Annotated in this window: 21 protein-coding genes; 16 read left to right on the top strand and 5 right to left on the bottom strand. The window is 57.2% G+C overall.

Annotated features, from left to right (window positions below; all coding sequences use genetic code 11):
* Positions 1-71: 71 nt before the first annotated feature.
* The 10 genes from N655_RS20870 (at position 72) to dnaN (ending at position 9,730) form a co-directional block, all read left to right on the top strand.
* The gene (locus N655_RS20870) at positions 72-359 is read left to right on the top strand and encodes a hypothetical protein (protein WP_238324549.1); all 288 of its coding nucleotides are present in this window, start codon (positions 72-74) and stop codon (positions 357-359) included.
* Positions 356-1,636, top strand: a complete 1,281-nt coding sequence (locus tag N655_RS17745) for a hypothetical protein (RefSeq protein ID WP_049961300.1) — start codon at positions 356-358, stop codon at positions 1,634-1,636. The genes N655_RS20870 and N655_RS17745 overlap by 4 nt, the downstream gene beginning before the upstream one ends.
* 23 nt (positions 1,637-1,659) lie before the next feature.
* Positions 1,660-2,970, top strand: a complete 1,311-nt coding sequence (locus N655_RS0106660; protein ID WP_026442352.1) for a bifunctional folylpolyglutamate synthase/dihydrofolate synthase — start codon at positions 1,660-1,662, stop codon at positions 2,968-2,970.
* Entirely contained in the window at positions 2,967-3,791 is an 825-nt protein-coding gene (locus N655_RS0106655; RefSeq protein WP_238324548.1) for a lysophospholipid acyltransferase family protein, read from the top strand. The genes N655_RS0106660 and N655_RS0106655 overlap by 4 nt, the downstream gene beginning before the upstream one ends.
* On the top strand, positions 3,788-4,525 hold the full coding sequence (locus N655_RS0106650; protein WP_044934119.1) for a gamma-glutamyl-gamma-aminobutyrate hydrolase family protein: 738 nt from the start codon (positions 3,788-3,790) through the stop codon (positions 4,523-4,525). Before N655_RS0106655 ends, N655_RS0106650 begins: the two co-directional genes overlap by 4 nt.
* Positions 4,486-5,124 carry a 16S rRNA (guanine(527)-N(7))-methyltransferase RsmG gene (gene rsmG / locus N655_RS17740; protein WP_081823611.1) on the top strand — a complete coding sequence of 213 codons (639 nt, stop codon included), beginning with the start codon at positions 4,486-4,488 and terminating at the stop codon, positions 5,122-5,124. The genes N655_RS0106650 and rsmG overlap by 40 nt, the downstream gene beginning before the upstream one ends.
* 772 nt (positions 5,125-5,896) lie before the next feature.
* The gene (locus N655_RS0106635; protein WP_026442349.1) at positions 5,897-6,742 is read left to right on the top strand and encodes a ParA family protein; all 846 of its coding nucleotides are present in this window, start codon (positions 5,897-5,899) and stop codon (positions 6,740-6,742) included.
* A gap of 48 nt (positions 6,743-6,790) precedes the next feature.
* Positions 6,791-7,708: a ParB/RepB/Spo0J family partition protein gene (locus tag N655_RS0106630; protein ID WP_026442348.1), complete on the top strand. Its 918-nt coding sequence runs from the start codon at positions 6,791-6,793 to the stop codon at positions 7,706-7,708.
* 266 nt (positions 7,709-7,974) lie between these two features.
* Positions 7,975-8,484 (top strand): hypothetical protein, encoded by a 510-nt coding sequence (locus N655_RS20535; RefSeq protein WP_155987530.1) that lies wholly within the window; start codon positions 7,975-7,977, stop codon positions 8,482-8,484.
* A 76-nt stretch (positions 8,485-8,560) separates the two neighbouring features.
* On the top strand, positions 8,561-9,730 hold the full coding sequence (gene dnaN, locus N655_RS0106620; RefSeq protein ID WP_049961298.1) for a DNA polymerase III subunit beta: 1,170 nt from the start codon (positions 8,561-8,563) through the stop codon (positions 9,728-9,730).
* A gap of 116 nt (positions 9,731-9,846) precedes the next feature.
* Here dnaN and N655_RS19760 read toward each other — a convergent pair whose 3' ends face one another.
* Entirely contained in the window at positions 9,847-10,923 is a 1,077-nt protein-coding gene (locus N655_RS19760; RefSeq protein WP_049961297.1) for a YXWGXW repeat-containing protein, read from the bottom strand.
* A 228-nt stretch (positions 10,924-11,151) separates the two neighbouring features.
* Positions 11,152-11,589: a winged helix-turn-helix transcriptional regulator gene (locus N655_RS17725; protein WP_044934115.1), complete on the bottom strand. Its 438-nt coding sequence runs from the start codon at positions 11,587-11,589 to the stop codon at positions 11,152-11,154.
* Positions 11,590-11,714: 125 nt separating this feature from the next.
* Here N655_RS17725 and N655_RS0106605 point away from each other — a divergent pair, with 125 nt between their 5' ends.
* Complete coding sequence (locus tag N655_RS0106605; protein WP_026442345.1) at positions 11,715-12,815, top strand: NADH:flavin oxidoreductase/NADH oxidase; 1,101 nt, start codon at positions 11,715-11,717, stop codon at positions 12,813-12,815.
* A 183-nt stretch (positions 12,816-12,998) separates the two neighbouring features.
* Here N655_RS0106605 and N655_RS0106600 read toward each other — a convergent pair whose 3' ends face one another.
* Positions 12,999-13,541, bottom strand: coding sequence for a lipocalin-like domain-containing protein (locus N655_RS0106600; protein WP_162173511.1), 543 nt, complete (start codon positions 13,539-13,541; stop codon positions 12,999-13,001).
* A 13-nt stretch (positions 13,542-13,554) separates the two neighbouring features.
* The gene (locus tag N655_RS17720) at positions 13,555-14,520 is read right to left on the bottom strand and encodes a LysR substrate-binding domain-containing protein (RefSeq protein ID WP_069955810.1); all 966 of its coding nucleotides are present in this window, start codon (positions 14,518-14,520) and stop codon (positions 13,555-13,557) included.
* 490 nt (positions 14,521-15,010) lie between these two features.
* On the opposite strand from N655_RS17720, the gene N655_RS21000 reads away from it, so the two are divergent.
* From N655_RS21000 to N655_RS0106575, 4 genes are read left to right on the top strand one after another with little or no spacing between them, the layout of a single operon-like run.
* A complete protein-coding gene (locus N655_RS21000) occupies positions 15,011-15,382 on the top strand; it encodes an SDR family NAD(P)-dependent oxidoreductase (protein WP_251067938.1) in 372 nt (123 codons plus the stop codon).
* Positions 15,355-15,525, top strand: a complete 171-nt coding sequence (locus N655_RS20995) for an SDR family NAD(P)-dependent oxidoreductase (protein WP_349509470.1) — start codon at positions 15,355-15,357, stop codon at positions 15,523-15,525. The genes N655_RS21000 and N655_RS20995 overlap by 28 nt, the downstream gene beginning before the upstream one ends.
* Positions 15,506-15,757 (top strand): SDR family NAD(P)-dependent oxidoreductase, encoded by a 252-nt coding sequence (locus N655_RS20990; RefSeq protein ID WP_251067936.1) that lies wholly within the window; start codon positions 15,506-15,508, stop codon positions 15,755-15,757. Before N655_RS20995 ends, N655_RS20990 begins: the two co-directional genes overlap by 20 nt.
* The gene (locus tag N655_RS0106575) at positions 15,690-16,487 is read left to right on the top strand and encodes a TetR/AcrR family transcriptional regulator (RefSeq protein WP_081823609.1); all 798 of its coding nucleotides are present in this window, start codon (positions 15,690-15,692) and stop codon (positions 16,485-16,487) included. Before N655_RS20990 ends, N655_RS0106575 begins: the two co-directional genes overlap by 68 nt.
* 90 nt (positions 16,488-16,577) lie before the next feature.
* On the opposite strand, the gene N655_RS17710 is transcribed toward N655_RS0106575, so the two are convergent.
* Entirely contained in the window at positions 16,578-16,976 is a 399-nt protein-coding gene (locus tag N655_RS17710; RefSeq protein ID WP_044934112.1) for a cupin domain-containing protein, read from the bottom strand.
* A gap of 567 nt (positions 16,977-17,543) precedes the next feature.
* Between N655_RS17710 and N655_RS0106560 the strand changes: the two genes are divergently transcribed.
* Positions 17,544-19,001, top strand: coding sequence for a catalase (locus tag N655_RS0106560; protein ID WP_026442340.1), 1,458 nt, complete (start codon positions 17,544-17,546; stop codon positions 18,999-19,001).
* The last annotated feature ends 88 nt before the right edge of the window (positions 19,002-19,089 follow it).

The raw sequence follows: 19,089 nt of genomic DNA, 5'->3' as shown, positions 1-19,089 counted from the left end.
CTCCCGCGGTACTCAAGGGCCCTCTAAGCCTGCTGGGGTGTACGATGGTGCCCGGAGAAGATCATCCAGACATGAGAACACCGAGGTACCAGTCTTTTCTTTCTCTCGCCTTTCTGTTCATCATCGCCCTTTCGCTCAGGGCGCAGACGGATCTTTCCCCTGCTACCATGCCCACACTGGGCACCGTCAGTCCGCGCTTTCTGTCTTTCAACGTCGAGATGGTCGAGGTCACCGGAGGCCGTTTCTGGAAACCCTATCCCTCTTCTGCTCAGGGTCCCGTCACTGCTGCCGCCACGCAGCAGGACCAGCCCCCGGCCTGCCGTCTGACCTCTTTGAGTATCGTCCACCCATTGATTTGAACAACTCCCGCCTGCGCAGGCTCGCTGCGGCACTGGCCCCTTCCTACATGCGCGTCAGCGGGACCTGGGCCAACAGCACCTACTTTCAGGACAAGGATGCGCCTGCGCCGCAGCAGCCCCCCCGCGGCTTTGCCAGCGTCCTCACCCGGGCCGAGTGGAGAAGCGTCGTCGAGTTCTCCCGCGCAGTCCAGGCAAAGCTTGTCACCTCCGCGGCCGTCAGTGCCGGCACCCGGGATGCGAACGGTCTCTGGATGCCGGACCAGGCCCGGGCGCTCCTCGATTACACCCGACATCTTCATACACAAATTGCAGCAATGGAATTTATGAATGAGCCGAATTTCGCCGGAATCGGCGGCGCACCGCCCCACTATGGACCGGAAGACTACGCCAAGGACGTCCGTCTTTTTCGCGCCTTTCTGCGCAGGGAATCTCCAGAAACCATCTTTTTAGGACCCAGCGGCACCGGCGAGGGCGTGCCGCTCACACCAGGAAATCTCTCGTTGAAAATGCTGCGCACCGAGGACCTGATGAAGGCCACCGGTCCGGTCTACGATGCCTTCTCCTATCACTTTTATGGCGCGGTCTCCCGTCGCTGCGGCGCCGGCATCCCTCTCAGCCAGGCCCTCTCCGCCGAGTGGCTTGACCGGACCAATACCGCTGAGGCCTTCTACCAGCAACTCCAGCAGACATACCTGCCCGGCAAACCGCTTTGGCTTACGGAAACTGCCGAGGCCGCCTGCGGTGGCGACCCGATTGCCGGCCAGTTTGCGGATACGTTCCGTTTCCTCAACCAGCTCGGCGCCCTGGCCCGCAAAGGCGTGCAGGTCGTCATGCACAACACTCTGGCAGCCAGCGATTACGGCCTCCTTACGGAAAATACCTTCACGCCCAAGCCGAATTACTGGGCCGCCCTGCTTTGGAAACGGACCATGGGCACCGTCGTCCTCGATCCCGGCACGTCGTCGCAAGGGTCCCTGCGCCTCTACGCCCATTGTTTGAAGGACCGCTCAGGTGGCGTTGCTCTCCTCGCATTGAATACCAGTACTTCGCAGCAGCAGGGCCTCCGCATCCCCGTCCCTGCAAAACGTTATACCCTTACCGCACCTGCCCTCGATTCGACCGAGGTTTGGCTCAATGGAGCGCCGCTGCATGCCTCCCCAGACGGCTCTCTTCCCGCATTGGACGGCCGTCCTGTCTCGGCTGGCGTTCTGCTCCTTCCGCCTGCCAGCATCACTTTCCTCACCCTGCCCTCGGCAGCAAACCAGGGATGCCGATAAATGCAATCCACTAAAATCAAACCATGTCCTACGCGGCAGCCATTGAAAGCCTGTTTGCGCTCGCTGGAGAGCTCCATTCTGCACCGGGACAGCGGCGGCGCAAGTTCGATCTGGAACACATGCGCGTGCTCGCCGAGGCACTCGGGCATCCCGAGCGTAAATTCCCCTCCGTCCTGATTGCCGGGACCAACGGCAAGGGCTCGACCTCGGCCACACTGGCTTCCATCCTCCAGGCCGCTGGATACCGTACCGGCCTCTACACCTCGCCGCACCTGGTCCGCGTCAACGAGCGCGTCCGCATTCACGGGGCAGAGATCAGCGATGATGACTTTGCCCGCCTTTACTTCACCGTGGACGATGTGGCGCGCCGGCTCGTGCATGAAGGCAGGCTGCCCCATCCACCCAGCTTTTTTGAGACCATGACCGCCCTCGCCTTCTCCGCCTTTGCGCAGGCCAAACTCGACATCGCCGTGCTCGAAGTAGGCATGGGCGGCAGGTTGGATGCCACCAACATCGTCGATCCGCTGCTTTCCATCATCACCGATATTTCTCTGGACCACACCGAATGGCTTGGCCCTACCATCAGCGCCATCGCACGGGAAAAAGCAGGCATTCTGCGGTCTGGCGGTGTCATGGTCACCCTGCCGCAGCACCCAGAGGCCAACCAGGTGCTGGGCGAAGTGGCCACCGCCCTGAAGGTGCGCGGCGTCAATGCGGCAGAGTATCTGCCTCCTCGCTCCGTTGCCTCCGGTCCTTATCCGCTACAGCTCCTGGGCGAGCAGGTCGAGATTGCCTCCCCGCTGGCCGGCCAGCACCAGCAGCGGAACCTGGCCCTGGCCATCGCCGCCGCTGTTGAATTAAGCAACCATCACGGTTACAGAATGACGCCCGCGCAGATTGCCGAGGGCGTCCAAAATACACGTTGGCCCGGACGTCTGGAGTCTTTTCGCTCCATTTCTGGAGCACGCATCCTGCTGGATGTCGGCCACAACCCGGCCGGCGCCTGGGCCTTGCGCGCGGCCCTGGCCCAGACCAGCGAACAGCCCCGCGTACTCATCTTTGGCTGCCTGAAAGACAAGCCCGTCTTCGAGATGGCCCAAATCCTGTTTCCTCTTTTTGACCGTGTCCTGCTCTCGGTTGTTGATTCTCCCCGCGCAGCCGACATGGCGGAGTTGGAAGCTGCCGCGCAGGCCACCGGCGCAGCCTATGAAGCGATGCCCGATGCAGGCACGGCCCTCAGGTATGCACAGGAGATGGTCCCTGCCTCGGGGCTCATCGTCGGCACCGGGTCCGTCTACCTGGTCGGGAAACTGCGGGCGGAGCTGGCACAGTGATCGTCCATCCTCTTGGCCCTCGGCCCCGAAAACTGCCCCTCATCAACCGCCTTTTTTCCAACTGTGTGCAGGCACCCGCTTTTTTTGCTGCAACGGCGTTTTTCGGTAGTCTTTCCCTCCTTGCTTCCCTGTTTGAAAAGCATGGCCGCCTCCAGCACAGGATTGCGCAGCTTTGGGCGCGTGTCTCGGTCTGGATCAGCGCGGTGCCCGTCACCGTCGTCGGAGCGGAACATCTGCGCAGGCATCCTGTTGCCGTGTATGCCTGCAATCATCTCTCTTACATGGACACGCCGGTCATCTTCAGCTCGCTTCCTTTTCAATTCCGGATTGTGGCGCGGCATGACCTCTGGAAGCTGCCTTTTATCGGCTGGCACCTGCGGCGCTCCGGGCAGGTGGCCGTGAACGTGGACAATCCGCGGGCCTCAATTGCAAGCCTGGGCAGCGCGGTCAAAACACTGAAGTCCGGAATGCCTCTGTTTATCTTCCCCGAGGGGGGCCGCAGTGAAGATGGCCACCTCCAACCTTTTCTAAATGGACCAGCCTTCATGGCGCTGCGCGCGCAGGTCCCCATCGTCCCCATGGCCCTGGTCGGTACGCATGAGCTTTTGCCTGTCCACACAGGACAGTTTTATCCTGTTCCTGTCACCCTGGCCATTGGCGAGCCGATCGACACGTCGTCTTACTCCATGCGTGACCTTGAACAGCTTACCCAGCGGCTCCGGGACAAAATTGCGCATCTTTATTATGCGCACTCCTATTTGCGGGAACCCGCGCAGCCCTCACTGGAAGAACTGTCTCCCTCGCCGGAGAGCATTGTATGAACCAGGACCGTCCGCGCATCGCCATCCCGGAGCCGAACTCCACACAGCTGGAATACAACCAGCGGAGCTGGCCGCAATATGCCCACGCCGTCGAGGCCGCTGGAGGACTTCCCGTGCGAATTTCCCTGCTTGCCCCGCCAGCCGAGGTGGCCAATCTGGTGTTTTCCTGCTCCGGCGTCCTGCTGCCAGGAAGTCCGGCCGACCTGAATCCGCAGAAATACGGGCAAAGCCCTGTTCCGGAGTGCGCCGCAGCAGACCCGGCCCGGGAAGCCATAGATGAGCTGCTGCTTCAGGATGCCTTTCATCTGCACAAACCCCTTCTGGGCATCTGCTACGGGACACAATCTCTGAATGTTTGGAAAGGCGGGACCCTGGTTCAGCATCTGGCAACCGCGGTCCAGCACAAGGCAGGACGTGAAGTCCTGGAAGCCCATCCGGTCGAAATTGCAGCAGGGGCCCAGCGTCTGGCAGGACTTCCTCAGACCCTCGCCGTAAATAGCAGTCATCACCAGGCCATCGCCGTGCCGGGGGATGGCCTGGAGGTCATCGCCATGGCGCCCGACGGGACCATTGAAGCGGTCGAGCAGCGGGGCAGCCACTATGTTCTGGGTGTGCAATGGCATCCGGAGCGGAGCTTTGAGCAGAAGGCCGAGTCCCGGGCCATCTTTGCTGCTTTTGTGGATGCTGCCCGCGCATGGAGGCCGCGCGAGGTTCGGGAATCGATCGCGCGATGATCCAGGAAGTCCTTCAAAAGACCGGCGTTGGATCGCTGCCTCCTGAGGTGCTCGCCCGTTTTGGGGCCTATCTCGACCTGCTGATGAAGTGGAATGCCCGCCTGAACCTCACCGCTGTCCGTACTCCGCAGGAAATCGTACAGCGGCACTTTGCCGAGTGCATTGCAGCCGCGCGTTCTTTGCCCGCAGGCATTCCTACGCTTCTGGATTTTGGCTCTGGGGCCGGGTTTCCCGGGGTGCCCATGGCCCTATGCCGCCCGGAGCTTCGCGTGACTCTGGCAGAATCCCAGAACAAAAAGGCGGCATTTCTTCGGGAAACCGTCCGGACCCTGGAACTCTCCAATGCCGAGGTCCATGCTGGCCGGGTCGAGGCCCTTGAGAGGAAATGGGACGCGGTCACTCTCCGGGCAGTCGACAAAATGGAGGATGCCTGTCGGCTGGCAGCCGATAAAGTGGCCCCCGGAGGGTGGCTGGCCCCGATGACGACCTTGTCTGCCGCACAAAAGCTCAAGGACTTGTTACCCGAAATCGCCTGGGATAGATTCATTTCGCTTCCGGGATCGGAGCAGCGTGTACTTCTGTTAGGACGAAAGCCCTGAAATTGTTCCACGTGGAACAATTTTGCCTTCTCTTTGCCGCGCGGCCACAGAAAAGCTGTAGGAGGGAAAGACCTCCGCGAGCATTTCCATGGAAACAACCCAGCTTGCCCTCAGAAAATGTTCCACGTGGAACATTTCTGCGCTGCAAAGATTTTGGGGCCGCGAAGCGCCAGCGGATTGTTCCACGTGGAACAATCCCATGAGGCCATCGGATGTGAGCAAGGTGTCCCTGGCAAACCCTTTCCCTTTCGTAGACACTCCAAGACTTAACGAAATTCCCTCTGGACCTTCCTAAGAGGGCCAAAATTGTTCCACGTGGAACAATTTTGCCTTTTCTTCGCTAAAACAGAACGCCTTGGTCTCCGATTTGGCATTTCGAGTGTTCCACGTGGAACACTCGGGAACTAAGAATTGCCTTCCAGATCATCGCCCCGCGTAATACACTCAAAATGTTCCACGTGGAACATTTTCGCCCTGATTAGGACCGGCCCAGGCAGCTTTGAAAACCTTCTGGCACGAGGAAACCCGCACGCAGGGAGATGCAAATAGCGGCATTGTTCCACGTGGAACACTCAGAAGTTTTCCACCGGTCCCAAATGGTTGCTAAAACCTGGCGACCTCAAAATTTGGCATTTATCTAATTTATTTTCATGAATTTACAAGGTTCTTCCTGGACGCTCCCCTCAGTCTTCCACAATTTGGTACCAGTTCTTCACAGCGGCTGAGATTGAACTTCTCCACCCCCAGCCATTAGTCTTTTCCCAAAGGTGTCATGGGAAAAGTACTGGCGGTTGTGAACCAGAAGGGCGGGGTCGGCAAAACCACCACTGCAATCAATCTTGCGGCCGCGCTTGCCCTGGAAGGCCTTCGGTGCCTTCTGATTGACTGCGACCCGCAGGCCAACTCCACTGGTGGTTATGGCTTTGCCCGGAATGAGGAGCGAAAATCCACTTATGACATTCTCCTGGGCGAGGCAGACTTGGCCGACGCCTTGCTGCCGACAGAGATCGAGACGCTGAAGTTGGTCCCCTCCAGCAAGAACCTGATTGGGGCCAATGTCGAGCTGGTGCAGCAGGACAACCGCTCAGACCGCCTGAAAACAGCATTGGCTCCGGTCCGAGACCAGTACGACTTCGTGGTCCTGGATTGTCCTCCGGCGCTTGACCTTCTGACGCTGAATGCTCTGGTTGCCGCCGATGCTCTCCTGGTGCCTATGCAGGCTGAATATTTCGCTCTCGAAGGCATCAGTGAGCTGATGCAGACGCTCGAACGTGTCAAGGCAGGCCTCAATCCGAAGCTTGAAATTGAAGGTGTCCTGCTCACCATGTATGATGACCGCACCAATCTGGCCCAACAGGTCACCGAAAATCTGCGCGAATTTTTTAAGGACAAGCTGCTCAAGACAGCCATTCCCCGCAATGTGCGCCTGGCCGAGGCCCCCAGCTATGGCAAGCCGGTCCTGTTATATGACGAGCGCTCGCGCGGAGCAGAAAGCTATCGCAACCTGGCCGAGGAGATCCTGCAAAGGAACGGCATGGAAAGCCCTCGCGCCAGAGAACGAAAAGATGCGGGTGCCAAACGAGAGAAAAAAGAGGTGCGCTTCTGGCCGTATGCGTAAGGGCCGGCCCGTCTGCTTTCGCGAAAATCCTATCCTGAGGTCACAAAGATGAGCACAACCACCGACGCTCCCAAACGCCGCGCCCTTGGCAAGGGGCTTGAGTCTCTGCTGCCCCGCCTGCACTCTGGGACCCCCACTGGGCAGGACGCCGTGCCGACCGTGGAAGAAGCCACCGGAAAGCCGCGCGAAATTCCAGTGGGCGATATTGAACGCAATCCCTACCAGACGCGCAGCCAGGTGGACGAACAGCAGCTGGCGGAGCTCGCGCAGTCGATTGCCGCCACTGGAGTTGTGCAGCCCATCGTCGTCCGCCCCTTGCCCGATGGTCGCTTCCAGCTGATTGCCGGGGAACGGCGCTGGCTGGCTTCACAGAAGGCCGGTAAAAAGACAGTTCCTGCCATTGTGCGCCAGGTCTCCGACGAGCAGGCCATGCAGATGACCATCGTCGAAAACCTCCAGCGCAGCGACCTCAATCCCATGGAGCAGGCCCGCGCCTTCGACCGGCTGGGCCGCGAGTTCCGGTTTACACAGGAGCAGATGGCGCTCTGCACGGGCAAGGACCGTGCCACCATTGCCAATTTCCTGCGACTTCTTCGTCTTCCTCCCGAGGTCCAGGAGAAAGTCGAGAACGGTCAGCTCAGTTTTGGACACGCCCGCGCCCTTCTGGCGCTTGAAGACCCCCAGTCGATCCTGGAAGCCGCGCGGAAGATCACTGCGCTCTCCCTTTCTGTACGGCAGACGGAAACCTATATCCAGAATATCCTCACCCCTGAGCAGCAGAAAAAAAGAGAAGAAAAGGTGAAAGAACCTCTTGATCCGAATGTCCGGGAGGCCCGCGACCTGCTTCAGAGGGCCCTCGGCATGAAGGTCACCATCGAAGACAAGAACGGCAGGGGCCGCGTCATTATTGAATATTCGCGACTGGAAGACTTTGATACGCTGCTTGACATGCTGGGCGTACACTGACTTTCCTTTCACGCTCAGTGGGTAACATACCCCGATACGGTATTTTTGCCTGTTCTGACTCTCTCCTCATCTTCTCCCATAAAGACACACGTCTTTTTGCGCGAGCAGCGCTTGCTGTTTCCCAGGGCCCTCCTCTTTTTTTTTCTGCCGTGTTCCTCTGTCGCTAGACAGAAAGCCGGCCGGTCCTGGCAGAGAAACAGAGGGAACGCTGCATCTTTCTTGAAGCAGCGCTGCACCTTTGACCTTCTGCGCCAAGGCGGCAGCAGATGGTTGCAATCCTTGCCTTCCGCGCGCTGCGGCCTTTTTTCTGCACCACCCAAAACAAGAATAAGCGCTGGCAAATTGCGGCACTGTGGAAGCTGCGGATTTTGCGACAACCGTGGATTTCTGGTGTGCATGAGACCCCTGTACGGCTTGCACGGGGACGCAGTTTCCACGGTGAGACGCAGCTTTCCACATCGGGTTTTCCATGCGGGCTGTGTGAGTTGCGGAGATTGCGGTACGCTTTGCCGTGTTTTTGTCCGTTCATCCAAGTTTTGCGTTTTTTCGGGACGGGTTTTCTAAAACAGGTACCGATGGATGCCGCTGTAGGGATTGATTTCGGGACATCTTTCCACATTTCCGCAGCCATCTGCTGCGGCTGCTGGTTAAAACTGTCATTTTGTTTCATCAAAGCCTTACTCGCACCGCAGCGCAATCGAGGACCCGCAGAAAATTTTCCTCCGCAGCCCCAGTTTTTCCGCAGATACAATTCAAGCTGTTTATCAATAGAATGAATGCCAAAGGGCTGTGCGCTTCATTCTTTTGCGCGCAGTAGTGTAAATTGAGGCAAATCCCTAAAGGGGGCAAAGTATGCCTGGCGTAGGCTTGGAGCAGGAAAAACAGACAGCGCAGGGAGCGATGGAGATCAGCGTCAGCAGGCAGGAGTTGTTGCGCGAGCTTACAGCAACGCAGAGCGTAGTTGAGCGCAAGACGACGATTCCGATCCTTTCCAACTTTCTGCTGGAGGCGGACAACGACCGGCTCACCATCACGGGCACTGACCTGGACCAGAGCATGAAGACCTCGTGCGCGGCCAAAGTAAAGAAGCCTGGTTCCTGCACGATTCCAGCACGTAAGCTGTATGACTATATCAAGCTGCTGGGGGACGGTGATATCTCCATCAAGCTGCTGGAAAACCACTGGGTGCAGATCCGCGCGGGCCGCTCCAATACGAAAATGGTGGGCATGGCGCGGGCCAATTTTCCGCAGGTGCCGGAGTTTCCCGAGACAAGCCTGACCCGGATTCCGACTTCTTCCCTGAAAAACCTTATTTCAAAGACCATCTTCGCCATCTCGAATGAGGAATCACGCTATACATTGAACGGCGCTTTGCTGGTGCTCAAGGCGGAGAGCCTGACCATGGTAGCGACGGACGGGCATCGTCTGGCACATATTGAGAAATCGGGAGAGACACTCTCCAATATCAGCGGCGAGAAGCGCACGCTGATTCCGCGCAAGGCGCTGCAGGAGCTGCAATCGCTGCTGTCCGTGAGCGAAGACGAGTATCTGGAATTTGCTGATGATGAGCAGACGCTGTTCTTCCGCATCGGCCATCGCACGCTGACCAGCCGCAAGCTGACAGGTCAGTTTCCGAATTACGAGGCGGTGATGCCGCGCGATAACAACAAATTTGTCGTGGTGCGGAGTGAGGACCTGACCAGCTCCATCCAGCGTGTGGCCCAGTTTGCCGATGAGCGCTCCGGGGCCATCAAAATACGGCTGGAGCAGAACGAACTGCGCATCTCCTCTTCATCGACCGATGCAGGAGAATCCGAAGACGTGATTGAGACGCCATACCACTTTGATCCTTTGGTGGTCGGGTTCAATTCCTCATACCTGCTGGATTTTCTGAAGGCCGTAGGCAACACAGGAGAGGTCCGGCTGGAATTTAAAGACGCCCAGTCTGCCGGACAGATGCGTCCGGAAGACGGATCGGACGAATACAAATATCGTTACATCATTATGCCGATGAGGATCTGAGGGGACATCGGAAAGAAGTCAGAAGGAAATTTTTCAGAAGAAGTCAGTCAGAAGGAAACTGCAGACAAGAAGAAGGCCCGGGGTCGAATCCGGGCCTTTTCTGTTGCAGGTGGATGTTAGCGGCCGAACCTGCCTCCGCCGTGGGGCTCGTCATGAGGCTGAGGACGGGCTTCGGGGGCCGGGCGGTTCTCCGGATGCATCTGCTGCGGGGCCGGGTGGTACTCCTGCGGCCTCGTCTGGGGCTGAGGACGTTCCATCTGCGGAGCCGGCCGGACTTCCTGGTGCTGTTGCGGGAAGCTCTGCGGATGTTGCTGGTAATTCTGCGGACGGTTCTCAGGCTGCGGGCGGTTGGCCTGCTGCATCGGCCGTTGCATGTTCTGCGGACGGTTCTGCGGAGTGGCCGTGTAGCCGGGCCGGTTCATTTGCATGTGGTTGTTCTTGGCCGGCATGGAGGCATTGCGCGCGGGTACCGCATCGCGGTGGAAAGCATTGACCGAGGTTGCGGGCCGGGCCAGAGCTGCGGCCACCGGAGCGCCGTGGTTCTGCTTATAGAAGTTGCCGGGCACCTGGCGGGCCATCTGCGCATGGGTCTGCTGGACCTGGGTAGGACCGATGTGACGTTCGCGCTCGGCCACCATTTCCTGCGGCGTCGGACGCGCCTGGATGCCGCCCTGTCCGCCGTTGTAGCTGACGCGGGTGACATTCACATTGTTGATGACGGTCTTGTTCACGTACACATTCCGGATGACGGTCGTATTCACGCGATTGATGGCCGTGTTGTAGAAGAAGGTACCGCCACGCCAGTAACCGCCCTCATAACCTGTGCCGAAGTATCCGTAACCGTAGTTAATCCCGCCATAGAAGCCGATGTGGGGTCCCCAGTATCCGGGATGCCAGACATAAAAGCCGGCGTTCCAACCCCAGTATCCGGGGGTCCAGAGGTAACCGGGCTGCGGCGCAAGCACCCAGGTCCCAGGCACCCAGTAATAATCGTAGCCGTCCCAGGCCCAGTAGCCGGGCACCCAGATGTAGTTTGGTCCGGGGCAGAATGGCTGTTCGTAGACGGGAAGCGGCGGCGGACCAATGCGTACCGAGATGCCGATACTGACCTGTGCGCGGGCCGAGGCCGAGAGGCCTGCGGCGAAGACGATGAGGACAAAGATCTGAAGGAGTCGTTTTACGTTTGCTTTCACAATGCACCTTGCCAGGCATCCTTCGCCGGTGGATCTTCCGAGGAAACGTCCTGGCGCCTTTCTTTCTTCCTGTGGGGTCCCCTCATCCCACGTGTAGTTGTGACACGCTTTCTTTGAGGATGTTGCGAGCCTCGTGGTTGGAAGCTGAAAAGAAAAGTTTTTTGCCCGCCCGGGGCAACCTTTGGCAGAAACAGAGATGCGGAGGAGCCGGCATCCAGTAGAGGTACGTCATTGCTGATTGCGCAAAGGCATTTTTTCTTTCTTCACCCCGTTCTGACGAGGGGCCTTGCCTGAAACAGCATTGCGACCCAAAGGTGCACGACTGCGCAGAAGGTAGGCATCGCCCCATTTTTGCATGGCCATGATCAGCGGGCGGAGCGACTCTCCGGCCTTTGACAGAGAATACTCAACACGCGGAGGGACAACAGGATAGACCTTGCGCACGATGACGCCATCGGCTTCGAGTTCACGGAGTTGTGCGGTAAGGATGCGAGGGCTGAGTTCAGGCTTGAGTCTTTGCATTTCACTGAAGCGGAGAACGCCCGAAGGGGCGGTCATCAGATGATAAAGGATCACGCCTTTCCACTTTCCGCCAATGACCTCCAAACATGCCTCGACGGAGCAGCCTGTATGAAGCTCGTAGTATTTGTGGCGACGCAATTTCATGATGCTTACTTTTCTGTAAGTATAGGACAAAAATGTAAGTACAACAAAATTTAGAACTTTATGGCAGCTCTGGCATCCATAGAACAGAAGATACCTTTTTATGAAGGAGGAAGCTGTTTTTCTGCATGGCAGGACTTTTTGACCCATATTCTTTAAAAAGTGCAAAGCTGCGCAACAGGATTGTGGTTTCACCGATGTGTCAGTACATGGCACAGGACGGCAAGGCCAATGATTGGCACTATGTGCACTATGGATCACTGGCCAGGGGCGGGGCGGCCGTTGTCATTCTTGAAGCTACGGCCATCTCCCCGGAGGGACGCATTACCTGGGCCGACCTGGGACTGTGGAATGACGCGCAGGCTGAAGCCTTGGTTCCGGTCCTGGCTGAAATCAAAAAGTGGGGAGCCATCTCAGGGATACAACTGGCCCACGCAGGACGTAAGGCATCGGCAAACCGTCCATGGGAAGGGGACGATCATATCCCGCAAGGAGAGCCAAACTCGTGGAGGACCATTGCTCCTTCAGCGGTGGCCTTTGGAGGGAACCGGCCGCGCGTACCGGAAGAGATGAGCGTTGCAGAGATCGCGCGTGTGCAGGGAGATATGGTCCAGGCCACGATCCGAGCCCGAGATCTTGGCATCGAGTGGATGCAACTGCATTTTGCTCATGGATATCTGGCGCAAAACTTTTTTTCTGCTCTTTCAAACCGGCGCACGGACGCATATGGCGGCAGTGCAGAAAACCGCGCGCGCTATTTGCTGGAAACTTTCTGTGCCGTGCGGAAGGTTTGGCCAGAAGACCGCCCGCTCACTGTGCGGCTGAGTGTGGTGGAGTACGATGATCCAAAACATGACCAGGAGATGCTGGAGGAATCCATTGCGCTGTTGAAGAAGATGAAGCAAGAGGGCCTGGACCTGGTGGACCTGTCCATCGGTTTTAATACGCCACAGGCCAGGGTCCCGTGGGCGCCGCATCTTCTTGCTGATATTGCTCAGACGGTCCGCCGTGCGACAGGCCTACCGGTGACGACCAGCTGGTATATTTCGCAGCCTGAGGAGGCCGATGGCTTAATCCGCGAAGAGAAGGTCGACCTGGTTACGCTTGGGCGGCCCTTGTTGGTGAACCCACACTGGCCTTACATGGCCGCGAAGGCATTGGGGGTGGAGAAAGCCGCATGGACGACCTTGCCTCCGCCCTATGCATATTGGCTGGAACGGTATCACTGAGAGTTTTCAGGAAACGTAGCGAAAAGAAAAAGGGACCAAGCGGCCATGATGCAGGAGTCGGGTGCCTCTGCCGCTGGCAACAGGCCGGGCTGAAGCCACCTTTTGGGGGATCGAGATGTCACCGGGTCCAAAGCCCGGTGCATCCTCGTGGCGCGGGCTGGAGTTTCCATGAGGACCATCGTTCTATGGAAAGCGGCGCAGCACTGTGACCGGAACAGAGCCGTCGGGTCTCGGTGCAACCTTCCAGGAAAGCTCGCTTCCGCTCATTTGATAAGGGCGTACTTGTGTGGTGCCATCCTCATTGGGAAAGGAAGCATGTTCAATGTGGAAGGTGATTGTATGATTTACAGGGTCCAGAGTGTAAGTTCCGAAGTGGACGCTCGTACTGAGACAGGCCTGTTTGTATTCCTCAGCGGTCCCCTTGAATTTATCTCCCGAGGAAAACTTCAGACGCGTTGCACGATAGATTTGAACCGAGTAATGGCCGTCGGAGGTAAAGATCACAAGGCCCTGCGGATGATCTCCGTAATCAGAAGCGTGCATGCCATCGGGAAGTATTTTGTACGCAGCGGTCAGCACCCATGTGCCAACAATGGAAGGAGATTTTCGAGCGGCGGGGGAAGGAGATTGTGCCGCAGCAGCGAGGGTCGCCATGGAGAGAAAAAGAAGAAGCGAGAAATATCTGGTCTTCATGCGGCCAATGTAGCAATCAACCAAGGGCGGCACAATTTGATTCTTCTCAACCCATGGTTGAGCGCAATTTACGTTTCCGCCTGGGGCTGGCAGAAATGTCGATGACGCTGTTGTTCTGATGCGCATGAGCCTTCCGATTGGAGCGGGATGCCAGGGCCAACTGGAGCGACTGTAAGAGAAGGTCGGCCATGCGGTCCATGGCCTTGCTGGAAGAACGGGCGCCCCTTTGCAGGGTCACGGGCAGCTTTCCAAGCTCAGGCAGTGAAGAGAGCGAGCCAGAGGCAATCAGACCGTCTGGAAGATTCAGCGCAGTACGCGCCGTAACACCAAGACCACCGAGTAAGGAAGCCCAGAGACCATCAAGGCTGGGACTGGTGGCAGCAATGCGATACGGTATCCCCCGTTCATCGAGGTGCTGGATCATGCGCTTGCGGAAGATACACTGCGGGCCAAGAGCAGCCAAGGGCAACGGCTGATCTTGTGGCAAAGCAAAGCCTGATGCGGCAATCCACATCAGGTCAAGATGACCTATGGTCTGGGCTGCGGCGCGGCCTTCCTGTCCGATGACGACTGCAAAATCAATCTGGGATGCCTCAACCGCGTCGGCAAGAGCGGTATTGCCTTCAATGCGAAGCTCGATCTTCATGCGCGGATAAAGTAAAGAAAACTGCGACAGGACCGGCGGAAGAAGTGAGGCGAAATCCTGCGCACACCCCAGGCGAATTTCGCCCGCAAGGGCCGCCCCCTGGATGATGTCGAGCAGCTCATCGTTGAGGGCAAGAATCCGACGCGCATAATCGAGCACAACCACGCCATTTTCCGTCAGAGCTAAATTACGCCCATGCTTGCGGAAGAGGACCATGCCAAGGTCGTCCTGGAGGCGTTTCATTTGCAGGCTGATTGCTGAGGGCGTGCGGCCAAGCTGCTCAGCAGCCTGCGCCAGACTTCCAAGCTCCTGGGCCACCACGAGTGTGCGGAGAGTGTCGAGATGGAGATTGGGTTGCACGGGCATCGGGTGTCAGTAGTCTAAATGAGCGTACATGAGCGGACACGGCGCGGCCAGGGATGGGGGTCTTTGGGATGGGGTGCAGGTGGTGGCCAGGGACGGGACCGAACCGCCGACGAGGGGCCTTTGGGACCGCGCCCCACGCCGGTACGCACAACCTGCGAGACGGACCAAGCCTGATCCCGGTCAAACATCTTCCTATTTGCTGAAAAAGCCGTTGTTCTCATGGTAGGCAAGAAGAGCGGTGACGATGGGAGCGGATTGCTTTGGGAGGGCGCGCGCATTTCAGGGACTGGACTACGAGTTCTTCTTTGTTCCACTCACCCATGATTGTATCTTCGCAACGAAAGCCGGAGCAGAACAACAAGGCTTCTTCTTTAAGCAATTTCTTTCGCTCCACCACAGGGAAGTGTGCAAAAGTATAACCTTCCAAACATCCGACTGGTCGTTTTATTAAACTCAGGAAACAAAACCCAATCGAATAAGCAGGAGGGACATGATGTCGAAGGATAGAAAGGTAGCGCGCATTACGGGTGTCAATCGTGGAATAGGACTGGAGACAGCACGTCAGCTTGGGCAGAAGAACGTCACAGTTGTGGTGGGTGCAAGGAACCTACCGTCTGCGGAGGAAGCCGCGGAAACGCTCAAGGCGGAGGGGATCGAGGCCTATCCGGTTGTCCTTGACGTGAACAAGGAGGCGGACCGCAAAGCAGCGGCGGCCTATGTTACCGATAAGTTTGGGAAGCTCGATATTCTGATTAACAACGCGGGAATGGGCGGGGATGGAGGCTTGCTGAACGCGCACACGATCACGACGAGTGAGGAAGAGCTGCACAGAGGGTGTTCCAGACCAATCTCTTCTCGGTAGTTGCGGTGACGAGAGAGTTTCTGCCTCTGCTGGAGAAGAGTCCGGCAGGCCGGATTGTAAATCTGTCGAGCATTCTTGGTTCGCTTACCCTGCAAGCGATGCCGAACAGCCCCATTTGCGCCGATGAAGGCATTTGCTTATAACGCATCGAAGACCGCGCTGAACCAGTTTACGGTGCACCTTGCCGCCGAGATGAAGGACACGAAGATCAAGGTGAACTCGGTACACCCTGGTTGGGTAAAGACAGAGCTTGGCACACAGTACGCCCAATTGGAAGTGGCAGAGGGCGCCAAGACCAGTGTGGTGTATGCTTTGCTGGGACCGGATGGTCCGAGCGGCAAGTTCGTACACAACGGACAGGAACTGCCCTGGTAGGGATAGCGCATGGTGCTGCGCGGAAAGGGAGACGAAACGCCATATCTGTGCAGCATCGAGAGCGCAACCTGGAGAACCAGAAGCCATATGGAATACTGCGTCATGTGAAACTAAAAGAGTCAGACGAGTTGAGACCGATATGAGCAAAGGCGCAGAAACCCGGAAACGAATCATTGCGAAGGCGGCCCCGCTTTTTAACCGGAAGGGCTATGAAGGCTGCTCGATGCAGGACATTGTAGAAGCGGTTGGGTTGGAGAAGGGCAGCCTATACGGCCATTTCGCCACAAAAGAAGAGCTGGCGGTGGCCGCTTTTGAACATGCCTGGAGTGAAACAAGCAAGGCCCGGATGGCTGGGATGGACACGGCAACCGATGCTATTGCGAAACTCAGGGTCCATTTGGAGAACGTTGTCTCCCTTCCTGCTTTTCCTGGCGGATGCCCGCTGCTGAACACCATTACCGATAGCGACGATGGCAATGCAGCACTAAAAAAAGCCGCGAAAGAGGCGCTAAAGCAGTGGAGGATGCTGATCGAGGGAACGTTGGAAGAAGGCCAGCGCCGGAAGGAAGTTAAGCCTGAAATTGTTCCCAAGGAAGTGGCAGCCGTGATGATCTCGCTGCTGGAGGGGGCGATGGCGCTAGACCGCCTGGATAAAAAGGCAGGATGTCTGCAAACGGCGGGGCGGCATCTTCAGCTATATCTGAATTCGATCAGCATAAAAAGGTGTTAAGGCATTATGGGGCCAGCCGGAGAAATGTACCAGGAAAGAGAAAGACACCTGGTACAAAAAACCGACTGGACGGAAGAAGAGACAGTGCTTTTAATGCGACGTTTTTGGGGGATGAAGGACAACAGGAGTGCCTTTTTCACCAAAAAAGACGGCGAGAAAACGCATCTGCGTTTTGCCTTCATTGATTCCGCGGTGCCATTGGGTGTGGGCCTGCATGAAGGCCTGTCCGGCATGGTAGTGAAGACGGTGGCCATCCTCAAACTCTACGGTCAACTCACCTTCCAGAATGTAGATGTAGCCTGGCACAGGGTGGGTCATCCAGTCGGTTTTTCCTCCGGGGGGAAGGGTGAGGATGACGGAAGACACTTCAGGAGCAGGCGTGGAGAGATAACGGACCGGCCCACCTACATCGGTTGTAGTATCTCTGGAGACCATGGTGATGATTTCCTGATGGTCCGTTTGTGGCATAGACGGAGCCTGAAAGAACATGGGAGATCCTCCTCGTCTACGGAGTTGATTTAGACCCAGGCGGAGAGGTTACAACGAATCCTCACCGGGGTGAGATTTTGGCGCATCCTGATGACCTGATCCGGCAAGAGCTGCGGAGACCAAAGCAGAAGCTTGCCGAAGAGGAACTGTTGAAATTCAAGCCAAGGGATGGTGCTTTTTTGGGGTGCGCATTCTAATCAGGGCACCTTCCCAGCTGTTGAAGAGAAAATTCGCCAGAGAGGCGGCACGGAAGAGCAATGCCCGCCCGTTCGACGATTCCCTGAATGCCAACAGCGGCATAGCCCCCTTCGTGGAAGAGCAGATCAGCGAAATTGAAACTTCCGACTGGTCGCAACATCATATCGGAAAGCAGCTGCTGCTAGAAACGAGTTGTCCGAAAATGCAGTTTTTCTGTCATGGTGATGGGACCCTGGCAGAGCTATCTTCGATCCTGTATCTCCTGTTATGGTGCGCAGATGGAAAACTACGGGCATTTTGACTAGTCGAAAGGCGAACCAGGGTAGCCGGTCACTGAAAGAACAAAACAACGAACCTGAGAGGACGACGATGGCAGACAAAATCTTTACGAATGCGACCGGCGCGCCGGTGGCCGATAATACAAACTCACTCACTGCGGGTCCACGCGGGCCCGTACTTTTGCAGGACATATGGCTGATTGAAAAACTGGCCCATTTTGACCGCGAGGTCATTCCAGAGCGGAGAATGCATGCAAAGGGATGGGGGGCTTACGGTACATTCACCACGACGCATGACATTACTCGCTATACGAAGGCGAAGATTTTCTCGGAGATCGGAAAGCAGACGCCTCTGTTTGTGCGGTTTTCAAGCGTTGCAGGGGAGCGCGGTGCGGCTGATGCGGAGCGGGACATTCGCGGATTCGCGATCAAGTTTTATACCGAAGAGGGGAACTGGGACATTGTAGGGAACAACACGCCAGTCTTCTTCTTTCGCGACCCGCTGCGATTTCCAGATCTGAACCATGCGATCAAGCGTGATCCGAGGACCGGACTGCGCAGTGCGCAGAACAACTGGGACTTCTGGACAAGTCTTCCTGAGGCGCTTCATCAGGTGACGATTGTGATGTCGGAACGGGGAATCCCGAAGAGCTTCCGCCACATGCATGGATTCGGGAGCCACACGTTCTCCATGATCAATGCGGACAACCAGCGAGTGTGGGTCAAGTTTCATTTTCGCACACAGCAGGGCATTGAGAACCTCTCAGATGCCAAGGCGGCAGCACTGGTGGCGCAAGACCGGGAGACACATGGGCGGGACCTGCTCAGCGCGATTGACACGGGGAATTTTCCACGCTGGACGCTCTTTATTCAGGTCATGAGCGAAGAGCAGGCCAGGCAGCACAAGCACAATCCATTCGATCTGACGAAGGTGTGGCCCAAAGCAGATTACCCGCTGGTGGAAGTGGGTGTCCTGGAGCTGAACCGCTATCCGGAAAATTATTTTGCAGAGGTAGAGCAGGCGGCATTCTCACCGGCAAATGTTGTGCCTGGTATTGGGTTCTCACCGGACCGGATGCTACAGGCGCGGTTGTTCTCATACGGTGACACGCAGCGCTATCGGCTGGGCGTGAATTTCAATCAGATACCGGTGAATTCTGCCAAAGGATGTCCATTTCATCACTCATATCACCGGGACGGCGCGATGCGGTTGGATGGCAATCTGGGCGGAACGGTGAGCTACAACCCGAACACACAAGGTGTATGGGACAACCAGCCGAAGTATGCTGAGCCTGCACTGGAACTGCATGGAGATGCAGACAGATGGGATCATTATGCGGACGATGACCACTATGAGCAGCCGGGCAATCTGTTCCGTAAGATGACACCGGCCCAGCAGCAGACGTTGTTTGAAAACACGGCCCGCGCGATAAGCGGAGCCTCTGAAGAGGTCATGCTTCGCCATATCAGGAACTGTTTGAAGGCCGACCCTGCTTATGGAGAGGGCGTCGCGCGTGCTTTGGGCATTCAGGTAACCCCTGAAGTTTAAGCTTCCCATTTTGCCTGATGGGAAGACCTGCGTGACGGCGCAGTTTTCCTGAGGATGGCCGGCAGATTTTTTCTCTGCTCCCCTGCTG

Origin of the sequence: Pseudacidobacterium ailaaui, from assembly GCF_000688455.1 — a bacterium.
In the GTDB taxonomy this organism is placed as follows: domain Bacteria; phylum Acidobacteriota; class Terriglobia; order Terriglobales; family Acidobacteriaceae; genus Pseudacidobacterium; species Pseudacidobacterium ailaaui.
The sequence above is the reverse complement of the archived record's forward strand: the minus strand, read 5'-3'. Positions and strand labels throughout refer to the sequence as shown.

Excerpts from the sequence above, each read along its gene's own strand:
- N655_RS0106560 (WP_026442340.1), top strand. The coding sequence starts at position 17,544 with ATGGCAGACAAAATCTTTACGAATGCGACCGGCGCGCCGGTGGCCGAT.
- N655_RS17710 (WP_044934112.1), bottom strand. The coding sequence starts at position 16,976 with ATGTTCTTTCAGGCTCCGTCTATGCCACAAACGGACCATCAGGAAATC.
- N655_RS20535 (WP_155987530.1), top strand. The coding sequence starts at position 7,975 with ATGGTTGCAATCCTTGCCTTCCGCGCGCTGCGGCCTTTTTTCTGCACC.
- N655_RS20870 (WP_238324549.1), top strand. The coding sequence starts at position 72 with ATGAGAACACCGAGGTACCAGTCTTTTCTTTCTCTCGCCTTTCTGTTC.
- dnaN (WP_049961298.1), top strand. The coding sequence starts at position 8,561 with ATGCCTGGCGTAGGCTTGGAGCAGGAAAAACAGACAGCGCAGGGAGCG.
- N655_RS0106650 (WP_044934119.1), top strand. The coding sequence starts at position 3,788 with ATGAACCAGGACCGTCCGCGCATCGCCATCCCGGAGCCGAACTCCACA.
- N655_RS0106635 (WP_026442349.1), top strand. The coding sequence starts at position 5,897 with ATGGGAAAAGTACTGGCGGTTGTGAACCAGAAGGGCGGGGTCGGCAAA.
- N655_RS0106630 (WP_026442348.1), top strand. The coding sequence starts at position 6,791 with ATGAGCACAACCACCGACGCTCCCAAACGCCGCGCCCTTGGCAAGGGG.
- N655_RS0106575 (WP_081823609.1), top strand. The coding sequence starts at position 15,690 with ATGCTTTGCTGGGACCGGATGGTCCGAGCGGCAAGTTCGTACACAACG.
- N655_RS17720 (WP_069955810.1), bottom strand. The coding sequence starts at position 14,520 with ATGCCCGTGCAACCCAATCTCCATCTCGACACTCTCCGCACACTCGTG.
- N655_RS20990 (WP_251067936.1), top strand. The coding sequence starts at position 15,506 with ATGAAGGCATTTGCTTATAACGCATCGAAGACCGCGCTGAACCAGTTT.
- N655_RS17725 (WP_044934115.1), bottom strand. The coding sequence starts at position 11,589 with ATGAAATTGCGTCGCCACAAATACTACGAGCTTCATACAGGCTGCTCC.
- rsmG (WP_081823611.1), top strand. The coding sequence starts at position 4,486 with ATGGAGGCCGCGCGAGGTTCGGGAATCGATCGCGCGATGATCCAGGAA.
- N655_RS0106660 (WP_026442352.1), top strand. The coding sequence starts at position 1,660 with ATGTCCTACGCGGCAGCCATTGAAAGCCTGTTTGCGCTCGCTGGAGAG.
- N655_RS0106605 (WP_026442345.1), top strand. The coding sequence starts at position 11,715 with ATGGCAGGACTTTTTGACCCATATTCTTTAAAAAGTGCAAAGCTGCGC.
- N655_RS21000 (WP_251067938.1), top strand. The coding sequence starts at position 15,011 with ATGATGTCGAAGGATAGAAAGGTAGCGCGCATTACGGGTGTCAATCGT.